The following is a 13,023-nucleotide window of genomic DNA, read 5'->3' on the forward strand; positions in this document are numbered from 1 at the left end:
CCCCTTTTTATTTTATTTAAAAATAAACTCTTTTAAGTATTCAAAAAAAACAAAAAAAATTATAACAAAGTTTTTGTTATAATTTTTTTGTTTTTTATATTTAACAAATAAATCTATAATTTTATTATTAAAACAATTAATATCAGTATTTATAATAATTTCTTGACTTGTTTTATATAATAATTTGTTTGTAAGAAATTTAATATAAGTTCATTTTGTATAAAAGTTAATAATTCTTTTGAATTAACATTTGGGAATTCCATATAAAACTTATTAATTTGTAATAATATTATACTAATCTTAAATCTATAAAATATGAATTTATCTAAGTTAATAGTTATTAAAAAAAGAAGCATTTTGTTAAATAACAAATATATACTATGAATATTTACACTTCTTTTTTATAGATAGTTTTTTTTAGCAAGTTAAAACATTTTGGATTTAGCATAGTTTCTAATAAGTCCTCTATGTGATATTTCTCACATAAAAATTTAAGCTTTTCTAGAGCTAGACCATTGAAAACCTTTGCCTTTTTTATCAAATAATATAAATCCATGTTTTCTTCAAACATTAATTTAGCTCTTATTTCTAAAAATTTAGAAATTTCTATTGGAAAGGAGGCTTCTTCAAGAACGTCATCTAAGTTAGCATCTATTTCACCAAGTATAGCATCTCCTACTCCAGGAACTTTATTTGAGCTATTTTCTGATTCAGCCCAAGTTATAATTTGACATTCATTTTGCATTATTTTTAGTCTAGATTTTTGTTCACAACTATATCCCCACTTATCAATATCAATACCTTCATTAAATTTATTGCTGTCTAAAGAAGATGTAATCCAGACATTGTGTAACCATTCTTTACCAAGATGAGTTGATGGAAGTATTGATACATCAATCTTTGAATATGCTGCATAGTTATTTGGATTGATAGAAAAAGTATCCATTATTATTTTCCCCCTTCACATTTTTGCTATTACAATATTATTTTACGACTTTTCATTTAAAAAAACAATTTTAAATTTAAATAAAATAGAATGATAAATATTTTATTTAGTAAATATATCATAATTATTTATTATATTATATATAATTAAACAAAAAATCATTTAAAGCTAATTATATTAAGTTTTTTTATAAAAAAAATATGTATTTATGTAAGTTATTTTGATATAGATTATTGTTTGGCATATTAAATACAAATATTCTTTGAACAGAGTTGATTTTTCAAACTTGTACTATTTTTATAATATTGTAATTAGCATTAGTTCTATTTATATTATTTAAATATAATAAAAATTTTTATTTGTCTGTTGTCATATATTTTTCAGTTTTATGTGATGATAAATAAAAGTTTTTAATAAGTTAATACATTTTTTAATACAAAAAATAAAAAGAAATAATTTTAAAATTATTTCTTTTACATTAATATACTTAAAATCAAATATTTATTTTTCTGAAAGATTTTTAATTCCTTCCAATTTTGCATGAACTACTAATCTTTTATTTGTTCCAGAATTTCCATAACAAGTAGAAAATGTTAGAATTTTATCTCCAAAAGATAGATTATTTTTACTAAAAATTTTTTTTATATTTTTATCCTTTATATTTTCAATAAAAGAAGCTTTTCTATCATCTTTTTCAAATGATATTTCTGTATAACTCCAATTATTTTCTTTTACTATATATATAGAACTTATTTTAAAAATCATTTCTTTATCTTCTGTTGTAAATTGTATTAAATCAAAATCTTTTTTGTTGTTTATGTTATTATCTAATAGTCTTTTTAATAATCCAAATTGTTTATTTCTTAAATTGTGTCCATAAAGAACCGTGTTCATATCTAAGTAATTCAAGTTATTACGTGAATCAATGAATGCCCATCCAGCACTATTTTTATTTTTATCTATGTCATGATTGAGATAAAATTCATTGTTATCCCCTTGTACAATGGGCATATCTAAGGATATACTAGGAATCCTTAACCAAGCAATAATATCTTTATTTTTGTCATTAAGCTTTTTTATATCAACCTTAAGATATGGTAATTCTTCTTTGTTATTTACAATAATTTTTACATTCTCCTTGTAATCATTTATGTTCTCATTTATTTTGTTCCTATCATTTATGCTTTTTATTACTATGGCTGACATTATAGCTAAAAAGACTATAGAGAATGTAGCTAATGCAATTTTCTTTTTACTTAAGTTATAAATCTTCATATGACATCACCTAAACTATCCTTAAATTTTAAAATGTTTTTTATACTGAAATCTTCTATATATTTAATATCATTAAACAACCTATTATCGTAAATATGTATATTACTATAGTAGTAATAGTATAAATTTTATATGATTTAAAAGAAATATCTTTAAAAGGAGTTATTAATAGCCCTAATAATAATAAATAAAGTAAAGGTATAATATTTCTATATGATATTATGAGTACTAGAGCTATAAATAAGCTTATTTGACTGTTTATGTTTAATGTAGGCAGTTTGTCTATTATGATATACATATACAATATAGATATAGAAGATATAGTATAAAAAATAAATAATAATTTTGAATTTGTTAAACTAATTACATGTTTCTTCAGGTCCATATTTTCTTTTTGAGAATTGTCAGATATTTTTTTCATAAATATTCTCCTTATAATATTAGTATTTTTAATTTTAAATCTCATTTCAGGAAAAAAGATTAATTTATAAGCCTTATATAGTTTAAACTTTCATAGAAATCTTCTTTATATAATAATAGGCTTCTATATATTTTTGTTATTCTTGATTCAATAAATTTATTATCTAATAGCTTGTATAATAAATTATGTTTATTCTTTTCTAAATCATTATAAAACTCATCAAATGAATTATAATTACTGAATAAAGCTTCTTCTAGCCCTTCTAAGCTCCTTATATGACCTAAGCTTACTAATTTGATTAAATTAAGCTCTCTATTTATTGAAATAGCTTTTATAATACATTCATCTAATATAGAACTGGAGTTAGGATGCAACTTAAAATTATGATTACAACAAAAAATATAATATATATTTGTAATTTTATGGTGTCTAATAAATTCTATGCAATCTTCAATATCAATTTTTACTTTTATATCCTCTAATAAATCTTTAAGTCTGTAACATAAGTTATAGATACAAAAATCGTTTATACAACTTATATTTGATAAAGTTTTTGTAATTATTAACTCCTCACCACAATCACATTTATTTAAGGGAAGACAATCATAAAACTTTTTATCAAATATATTTGTTTGCTTAAAGTCTTCTAAACTTATTGAAGCTCGAAAAATTTTTTCTTTCATGTTTTAACAACTCCTTTATTAAAATTTTTTACCTTTATATAATTCTTAAAGTATAAAAATAAGAACATTTATTATTTTGTAAGAGTCTTTGAACTTAAGATATTTATTTTAAGAAACAAATATCTTAATAACTTTACAAGGTAAGTTAACTATGCTACTATGAAATAGAATAATAAAGAATATGAATAGATTTTCTTTATTAATCTTTTCTATACAGTTTTAAGTTTAAAGGTACAGTTAATAATTAACTGTACCTTTCTTGTTTTGTTTAAACATTACTTATAAAGTATAAAAATATTTTCAATTATAGTAATGCTTAATGGAAATAATTATTTTTGATTTTAAATAGAAAATAATTTTGATTAAAATAATATTTTTAATTATGATATTTTATTTTTAAAAATAAAATAAAAATAAAAAAAGCAAATAAATATTTTAGAATCGCAAAATAAAATAAAAATAACAGATATTCTATTTTAGAATCGTAAAGTAAAATAAAAAAAGCAAATAAATATTATTAAATAACTTTTTAATAATATTTATTTGCTTTTAACATGATAAGAACATTTAAAATCATATGTAAAAAATAAGAAATTATTTACAAGAGGGATTCTTTATTAGGACTTAGTTTTCACCGTTTTATTACTTCTAACTAAAACTAGTGACTTACAGAACTTGTTTAAAAGATTAATTATATTTTCTTCAAATTGGGAAAGTACTGAAAAAATAGTTAACATAGACCTATCCTCTTCTATATCTATAGGTATCATTAAATCAATTGATTTATTTGTCATCCTTTTATCTTTTATACTATATTCTACTACTGCTAAATATACAAAACTATCATATTTATAAAAGATAGGAATACCTGACCTTAATAAATCAGAAACAGTTTGATTATTGTCTGAAGCATATTTTTCTATAGGAATCATTATTTTATTCGTTTTTATATATGGAGATACTAACTTTAAATCTTTATCTAAGGCAAATATTGATTGTATGAATGTTGCTTTAGTAGTTTTTCTTTTTTTTATAGTACTTTTAATATATGGAATATTATTAATATCACTTGTATATTGCACACTTGAGCACTTTATATTATTTAACATTTTCTCAACTCCCTTTAAATTGAACCTTCTACTATATCTTTATAATTTATTCTTTGAACTTTTTTAAGAAGAATATTACTAACTGGGAAAACATCTTCTACATCAAAATCATTTTTAATAGCTATTCCAATTCTATAATCACTTATATGATAAAATTTAAAGTTATTAGCAGTTCCATTATATTTAGCATCATCTTTAAAACATTCACACATTTTTCCGATGAAGTTTATCATAAAAGGTTTTATATAATAAGTATAAAAATCTGCAGAAGATGGATTTTGTCTAACATCTGGTATTATGGAGTTATTTCTTAATTTAAAAGAATTTGAATAAGTTCCATCCAAGATTTCATAGTCAAATTTATTTGATAATATATAATTTAAATAAGTTTCTTCTATATTTAAATCTAAGTCTTTAAAAAACATTCCTTTTTTCATTTTTTTTGTGATAAATTCACTTTCATTCATATTATATTTTTTTATTACTGATAAATAGGCTATATGAGCTAAGTTTTTTTTCTCATAATAATAGCCTGTGTAATTTGGTGGAATTGTCAAATCTAGCATATATTTATTAAAAATATCAGGACATCTTTTCCAGAAGTAACCTTGAAAATTTAATGAATATATTGGATAAAGAGTACTCCATGAAGAAGCTTTTACAAGCTGGTCCAAATTTTTATTTAAAGTGTTAGAATAAATATAATAAATTAATCCTAGAATATCTGATATATCTTCTTCTTTATTTTTCATTACATTTTGTAATATCATCAATCTTTCAATAGAGTAATCCAACTCAAGAGTAAGACTATTATTTAAAAAAGCTAAATATTTTTCTCCTATTAAATCTATAAGAAGTCTTTTTGTTGTCATAATATCTGTTTCAGCTGAAATATTATATTTTTCAAGAAGTTCATTATGATATTCTTCTATCTTGAATCTTTTAATTTTATGTTTATTTAAGAAAAGACCATCCTTTTTTAGAGTATTGGCTATATCAAAAAAATTCACTACATATTTATTTTCCATAATTATCTTTTAAGCGAGTAAATCATTTATAACCATCTCGCATTATATATCACCTAAAATGACTTTTATTATTTTAGGGAATTCTCCTTTCCTACATTTTTAGTTTTAAGTTTTTATATAAATATATCTTATACTGTTCCTTTGCAGGCTTTCTATAAGATATTTGAGTTTTTATTCATTACAACTATCTAACTTTAACATTTGCAGAGTTACATATCTTACTAAAACCTAAAGGAACAGAATCCTTTTTTTCTTTGTTAGATAAGGAATCGTTTTTATTTATAACATCCTCACTATTTGCTTCATCATTATCGATTACAATATCCTCATCATTTGCTTCATCATCATCGATTATAATATCCTCACTATTTGCTTCATCATCGATTACAACATCCTCATCATTTGCTTCATCATCATCGATTATAATATCCTCACTATTTGCTTCATCATCATCGATTATAATATCCTCATCATTTGCTTCATCATCATCGATTATAATATCTTCACCATTTTTAACTATAATATCATCTTCAGATATTTCCATGTTCTCTACAGTATCTATATTAACTTCTATGTTATCATTAGAATGATTTTCAGAATATGATTTAGGATTATTTATGTATTTCAAAGAATCATTATCAATTTTACTTAGCTTTTGTTGTAATTCTTCTACTTGATTTTCTAATTCATAGACTTTCTTTCCCAGAACTCGCTCTGTTTTTTCTTTGATTTCTGGAGGAAGTATATTTTTCATGTGGTCAAGTATACCAACGCTATCAAAAGGATTTTCTTTATTAAAAGTAATAGAATCATAATTATCTATTTGTTCTGAAGTTAGAATACTCTGCAAAACTTTAGCTGTTACAGTAGATTTCTCTAGCTCTGAAGATAACTCATTAATTCTTCTTTTTGTTTTCTCAGGAATAGTATTATACTTTATAACACTATCAATATGTTTTCTTAATTCTTCATCATTATAATAAGCTTCCAAAATATTTTGTGTTAAATTAGATAATTGTCTATTGGATTTTAGTGGAACAATAAAATCATTATAAAAGGAAGAATCTTTTTCTAGCTTAAGACCTACAGAAGTACTTATTTCTTGTGATTGATTTTTATTTTTCATAACTTATTTTTATTAAACAATATATTGCTTAATAGCCTCCTATCTTTTAACTTTTAGTATATAATGTGTAACCTTTAGGTCACATTATATAGATACCTAATGATACTAATTAATTTAGATTATAGAAATAATTAATTAGATACAAAACATAACATTTAAAAATAAAAATAAAATTCTTGAATATTATATTATATTTCTAAAAAATATTGTTTTATTTGAAATTATATCATATAATTTCAAAATATAAAATAAAAATTAGAAATGTAAAATAAAAAATATGTATATAACAATAAAAAATATAAAATAAAAATAAAACTTTTAGATATTGTATTTTTTATTTAAAAAATAATTCCTATATTATAAATATTAAATATAAAATTCAAGGATAAAAAATAAACATTCCTAATTATAGGAATGTTTATTAAAGATTTATTAATGTGTCTTTTCTATCTCTACAATGTATCGTAATCTAACTTGATTAGGATTATAAACGATGAATTCTGTATTTTTTAAATAAGTACCTCTTACACCTTTAACACTATGATATCCTATAGGAGGTTTTATAAATTGTCTTGGACTATCTACTTCATACACATTGCCTAATGCAACTTCAGCTATAAATAAGAATGCACTTTTATATTTATTTGGCCTATTTTGCCATACTCCAAAACTATATTCAGCTGATTTGGTACATTTACTAGCTGTATAAATCCCATGTCCAAACATTTTACCAGTTTGTACAACATTGTTATTTACATATTGTGGTAATTTGAGATAACTTGATAATATACCTACTAAATTAGCACTTTTTGAACCATGAAAAAGATTAACAACATTTCCAATAGATGAATCAAGTTCTGGTGCATTTTTTTGTTTTATACGAAAGGCATTTATAACTTTCAATTTAAAAGCATGATTTGATGAATGACTATTTTTAATCTTGGTTTTAATATAGGACATTTCATCAGAGTTCTCTTCTACAGCTCTTATTAAACAATCTAATTTTTTATATTTCATATCTATATCAGAAATACTCATTACTGGTAATAATCTTAATGCATCTTCATATAAATCTAATATCTCCATTTCCTTTTTAATTCTATTTTTAGAGTTCAAAATCCAAGTATTTTCATCTCTTACATCAGAAGCTATTTTTCTTGGTATATACCTAAAATAATATATGCTTAATTCTCGCACCATCTTAATATTATTATTTTCTAACGCATCCATTGTTTTTCTTAATATTTCTCTTCCTTTATTTATTCCTTGTACTCCTAAGTTACCTAGTGGTTTTCTTATATCTGATTTTGAACTACCCGTAATTGACAAGCTTACTGCCTGATTTGCTTCCTCATATATTTTACTTACAAAATCTGTTACTAATGGTGATAAATCTGATTGCTTTGTATTAGTCGGATAGTTTATATTCCCTAAAGAGTTTTTGTTTACTTTTGTTTTTGCAACTGTACTACCTACTGTAGTATTGGCCATATCTAATTGCACATATCCTTTTTGAATTTTTGAAGATATTTTCTCTTCAAAAACATTTTTTGAATCTTGTAAATTCCTACAAGCTGTAGCCCTCTGTATACCATTGCTACCTATTCTACCATAATTAATAAAACATCTGTACTCATCTGTATTATTCTTATGTATTTCAGCAATATAATATTTGTGCTTATTTTCATTAGGCTCAAAAAAGTTTAATGTTACTTGTTCTAACACATCATAGTTTTTTTTGTAAAAAGAATCCCCATTTATTGGATTAAACTTTACTTGCATTTTAAAACACTCCCTCGATGTCAAAAATTTTAATTTTTAGCTTAAATATTTCACCCTAATTTAATACAAAATTTTTAATAGAAATATTTTTTAAAAAAATTTAGTTTTTGTTAATCAAATTTTGTTTTATAATGCAGAATAAATTTAATTTAATGTAAATTATGTTTTTTTGTGATGTTTGTAAAGTCAAAGCAACATATAATGTGAATATAGCTAGGAAATAGCTTTATAAGCTTTTTAAATAGGTCACAATGGTTTTATAAGGGAATTGTTTTCTAATACCCTTATAATGCCATTTATAGCATCAATATAAATGTGATAATTCAATTCAATATAATTTTATCAATAAGTCTTGCATTTTTTGTTATAATTTCTTTTTCTTTCCTTATATTTGTATAAGCTATGATATCTTCAATTTTAATTTTATACTTTGTAATGATTCCCCCATTTTTACACCAACGAGTTGCAAAGAATTTTGCTTGGTCATATGATAATGTATAACTAAAACCATTTATATTTTTAGCTTTGCTTCCACGATAAACGGTTATCTCATAATTTTCATCTATTTCATCTTGCAGTTTATAATAAATTTTTTTAGTAAATTCATCTTTTCTCTGGAGAAATAAATCTTCTAAAATATTAACTAACTGATAATAACAATTTGAATCTTCAATACTACAATAAACGTATAAGCCACATTCAAATAAAGATTTTATAGAAAAACAATTTTCGGATTCTAAAAAATTATCTATCATTAATTTATATTGTTGAAATAAATCTCTTTTGTTATTTAGAAATAATGCATGTATAGCATCATCTTCTAACAATGATTCTTTGAAAGATTCTTTTTTAGATAAATAAAGTTCTATTACCAAATTACATATCTCATTTTTCTTAGTATATATGATATTATCTATAGATGTAACTTCTTTATGTCCAAGCTTAAATATTATATAGCTAAAATCAATACTAAAGTAAATTTGTGTATCATAAACAGATATGTATGATAAAAATAAAAAAGTTTTATCAATAATTATATCTGTTGAAAAATCATCATTTATATAAAATTTATAAATTATAGTATCTTCTTTCTCTAAGAAAAATTCATTCACTATATAACCTCCCAAATTTAAATATATCATTATTAAAGCACATGCTATTACTTTAAAAAAGCCTTTACTTTACAAAAAAAGATGATTTAATTTGATATATTTTCAATTTAAATCATCTTTTAATATTAATAAGTTGTACAAAATAATAATTGGCCATCCTTTGTTACAGGAATTATAATACTATTATCTATATATAAAAAACTAATAAAATCATCTTTGTGTATATCGAGCATAAGAATATTGCTAGGAGAATACAAGTTTATATACCTTACTAAGTCTTCATCAATTATCAAAGGTTGTATTTCTGCGATAGGAACAATTCCTTTTTTACTATAGCACCAAAACACATCCTTTATAATAGCAACATAGGATTTTACTTTCCAATAATCCATTTTAAGTAAGAAATTTAGAGTTGCACTTCCTTTTATATCATTAGATTTAATGAAAACACCATCGCTCTGATAATTATAGTAAGAAGCTTTCTTTTGAAATATGCTTAGTACATCTTTAATACCCTCAATAAAAGTATCTCTATTTGTTTTCAGAGCTAAAAAACATGGCATTTCAAAACCATTACAAGTGCAAAAAACTTCTGTTTCATAAAAAGTATTAATCTCTGCTATATTGTCTACAACAAAGTTTAGGTAGTTGCGTATATTATTTCTTAATACATAAATGATTGCATCTGCAGGATTATCTATATTTTTATTTTTGTCTTTAATTTTTTTGAGTTTAGCATTAGAGATAGTTACATAACCATTTATAGTAAGTATATTTTGTGTATTTTTTATATTGTTTGGAATAATGTCGCTCAAATAAGCCATCAAAGCGTGATATATATTTTTAAACTTTGTATTACAATCTACAAATAATCCTTTTTTATATATTAAACTAATATAAAATCCTTTCACCTTTAAACTATATATTATTTCAATATCATATATAGGTAATAATCTTGAAACATTATTTATACATTTATCTGCTAGACTAGTTACAAAACTTAACTGTGTACTATTATTTCTTTTAGCATAAAAACTTGAATTTAATATATTAAAGTAAGTTTTATACATATCATAATAATCATCATTTATTAGCTTAATATTTTCTTCATAGTAGCTATGTATATATTTTTTTAGTTTCGACTCTAATGAGTCTAATAATAATTTATCTGTCAAATCAATAAAATTTAAATTAAAATAATCAATTAAATGCATTAATTAAAATATTTAAGTCAAAATCTATAAATATCTATAAATATAGTTTTGATTAAAGGATTAGAAAAGTAATCTATTTTAAGATACCTATATTTTGGCTATTCTCCTTTCAGTATTATTTAGTTATATAATTTTATTTATAACTGTTAATATAATATATAATAGTATTACAATAGAAACATTTTATGTAAGATATACTATATCCATCTAAAGTTAAATATTCAGGATTAAATATGCCTATACCTGAGTTGTTGCAACAATGCCTCCAATGTTTAGGTTTATCAGATAATCTTTCTATATTTTTTACATTAAGTACTTTTTTAAAATAATTTTCAATATTAACATATCTAGTATTTCTATCTAAAAAGTTTTTAGCAATTCTAATTGCACGATTAATTGGCTGCATAGACTCTATCATTTGTGTATGACCAGGTATAATAATTTTATATAAATTTTTTTCTTTATTAAGGAGTAAATCTACATATTCTCCATTACTTTTATTTAAAAATCTTATATTTCCACTTGCATTAATATACTTTTCTGTCACTTCTATCACCCCCCTTTGTATTTAATAAATGGTTATTGTAACAAAAGCACCAGTTTTAGAGGAAGCTATTTGCAATGCTTGATAGATTTCTTTAGTTTTATTTTGATTTAATGTTTCAGTATTAAGATTAATTATATCCTCTTTATTATTTTCAATTATTTTTATACCAAGTGTCTTTTTGTAAATTTTATTTTTTTTAATGAATCTAGTTAATATGTATTTCAAATCTAGCTTATATGCTGGATATTCTGACTCATTTAGTCTTATTATATTTTTATCATTTGTACAAAAAGCTCCTAATATCAAAATATAATAATTATTTCTTCTTTTTAAATACTTAGATTTAAGTGTCAGCACAGAGTCTAAAAACTTATCAAATTTTATTTTTTCTTCCTCTTGAATAAGGTTGATTTTATCTATAAACTGTTTATCTATAGTCTCAGGAATAAGATAATTTACAGCATTTTTAAAATAATTTCTATTACATAATACAATTATTCCATTGCTAACATTGTATAATGTAATATCATTTGTTCCAGGACCAATAGCATTAACAACATCATTATATTTCTCCTCATCTTTAATCAAATATCCCCAATTACCACCTATGCAAAAAGATTTTGCACAAATACCTATTGCTAATTGTTCTTTTTCAGGTAAATTTAATAGTTTTTCTTCAGAAAACTGGTTATTATAACTTTCTTTATCTTTGTATGTTAAATTGTTCATTAATATACACCTCTCATTTGTTTATAAGTTTTGCTTTGTAAAATCGTTTACTATAATCTAAATTCAAATAAAATCTCCATTTTTATTCATATTGTCTCCTTTCATTAAAATAAGCTTATAAAATACATATTTTTATTTTGATAAATTGATTTTTTATATTATTCTAGATTATAAGTTGTATTTTATTTAGAATTAAAAATATCTGGGACTAAAATTTTTTGAGTTTTCATTTTATAATTTTTATTTACATTGAAGAAAAATAAAAAATTTACATTTAAATCTTTTTGAAATTGTTTATATAATAGATGTAAACAAGTTAGTACATTTTCAGAGATACCATCACAATTTATTAAAAAAATACCTAAATGTTTTCCATGAATTATTAAAATATCGAGGAGCTTTAGCAACATATAGACATCATCTTCTTCAATATCATTTATAGATTTTATAGGAGTATTTGTGATGGAGTTTATTATTTGTAAATGTCCATTTTGAAAACTATATATATAATTAAATTTTGACTTTAGTAAAGCAGCTATAGCATTTGCAAGATTTTCTTTAAAAAGCTTCTTATTGTTTAAAGATTTGTTTTTTATTATGTTTATACTGCCATTATCAAGTAAGACTCCTTTAGCATAGAAGTTTTCTTCTCTTAATTCTTTTTTACTTAATATATAGATAGATGTTTTTAATTTAGAATAAGATAAATTCCAGTTAACATTACATCTGTTTTTTTCAATACTTCCAAAAGTTCCACAATCAATACTGATTCCACTTATATTTCCATACAAACAGTTTGACAAGCCTTTGAAGGTTGCTTCTAGTGCATTCATGTATAGATGCGTATTTTCTTGTGTATTACCTTTAAAAACAATTTCTATAGGCTTTTTATCTTTTGAATCAATATTAAATGATTTATTTTTTATATCATTTGCATATTCAAATGTAAGTATCATTTTATCACCATCTTTCAACTTAATATTTTTTTGTATAGTAATATACTAAAAATATAATTTTAAATTTAATAAAAAAAATGATAACTATTTTATCT

General features: G+C 22.2%; 13 protein-coding genes. All 13 read right to left on the reverse strand.

Annotation, left to right across the window (positions count from 1 at the left end; all coding sequences use genetic code 11):
* Positions 1-388: 388 nt before the first annotated feature.
* Complete coding sequence (locus Q3304_RS08710) at positions 389-946, reverse strand: hypothetical protein (RefSeq protein WP_407813464.1); 558 nt, start codon at positions 944-946, stop codon at positions 389-391.
* A gap of 501 nt (positions 947-1,447) precedes the next feature.
* Positions 1,448-2,221: a class B sortase gene (locus tag Q3304_RS08715; protein WP_407813463.1), complete on the reverse strand. Its 774-nt coding sequence runs from the start codon at positions 2,219-2,221 to the stop codon at positions 1,448-1,450.
* 55 nt (positions 2,222-2,276) lie between these two features.
* Entirely contained in the window at positions 2,277-2,642 is a 366-nt protein-coding gene (locus tag Q3304_RS08720) for a hypothetical protein (protein ID WP_407813462.1), read from the reverse strand.
* 59 nt (positions 2,643-2,701) lie between these two features.
* Complete coding sequence (locus Q3304_RS08725; protein WP_407813461.1) at positions 2,702-3,325, reverse strand: hypothetical protein; 624 nt, start codon at positions 3,323-3,325, stop codon at positions 2,702-2,704.
* A gap of 617 nt (positions 3,326-3,942) precedes the next feature.
* Positions 3,943-4,434: a hypothetical protein gene (locus Q3304_RS08730; protein WP_021382227.1), complete on the reverse strand. Its 492-nt coding sequence runs from the start codon at positions 4,432-4,434 to the stop codon at positions 3,943-3,945.
* 14 nt (positions 4,435-4,448) lie between these two features.
* A complete protein-coding gene (locus tag Q3304_RS08735; RefSeq protein ID WP_407813460.1) occupies positions 4,449-5,462 on the reverse strand; it encodes a hypothetical protein in 1,014 nt (337 codons plus the stop codon).
* Positions 5,463-5,646: 184 nt separating this feature from the next.
* Entirely contained in the window at positions 5,647-6,588 is a 942-nt protein-coding gene (locus Q3304_RS08740) for a hypothetical protein (protein ID WP_407813459.1), read from the reverse strand.
* Between the two features lie 432 nt (positions 6,589-7,020).
* Positions 7,021-8,370 (reverse strand): WGR domain-containing protein, encoded by a 1,350-nt coding sequence (locus Q3304_RS08745; protein ID WP_407813458.1) that lies wholly within the window; start codon positions 8,368-8,370, stop codon positions 7,021-7,023.
* Positions 8,371-8,693: 323 nt separating this feature from the next.
* Entirely contained in the window at positions 8,694-9,482 is a 789-nt protein-coding gene (locus Q3304_RS08750; protein ID WP_407813457.1) for a hypothetical protein, read from the reverse strand.
* Between the two features lie 125 nt (positions 9,483-9,607).
* The gene (locus Q3304_RS08755; protein WP_407815422.1) at positions 9,608-10,657 is read right to left on the reverse strand and encodes a hypothetical protein; all 1,050 of its coding nucleotides are present in this window, start codon (positions 10,655-10,657) and stop codon (positions 9,608-9,610) included.
* Between the two features lie 172 nt (positions 10,658-10,829).
* A complete protein-coding gene (locus tag Q3304_RS08760) occupies positions 10,830-11,243 on the reverse strand; it encodes a hypothetical protein (RefSeq protein ID WP_407813455.1) in 414 nt (137 codons plus the stop codon).
* Positions 11,244-11,264: 21 nt separating this feature from the next.
* On the reverse strand, positions 11,265-11,972 hold the full coding sequence (locus tag Q3304_RS08765) for a hypothetical protein (protein WP_407813454.1): 708 nt from the start codon (positions 11,970-11,972) through the stop codon (positions 11,265-11,267).
* A 182-nt stretch (positions 11,973-12,154) separates the two neighbouring features.
* Positions 12,155-12,928, reverse strand: a complete 774-nt coding sequence (locus tag Q3304_RS08770; protein ID WP_407813453.1) for a hypothetical protein — start codon at positions 12,926-12,928, stop codon at positions 12,155-12,157.
* Between the last annotated feature and the right edge of the window lie 95 nt (positions 12,929-13,023).

The sequence above is a fragment of the Clostridioides sp. GD02377 genome, from assembly GCF_045899875.1.
GTDB lineage: Bacteria > Bacillota > Clostridia > Peptostreptococcales > Peptostreptococcaceae > Clostridioides > Clostridioides difficile_A.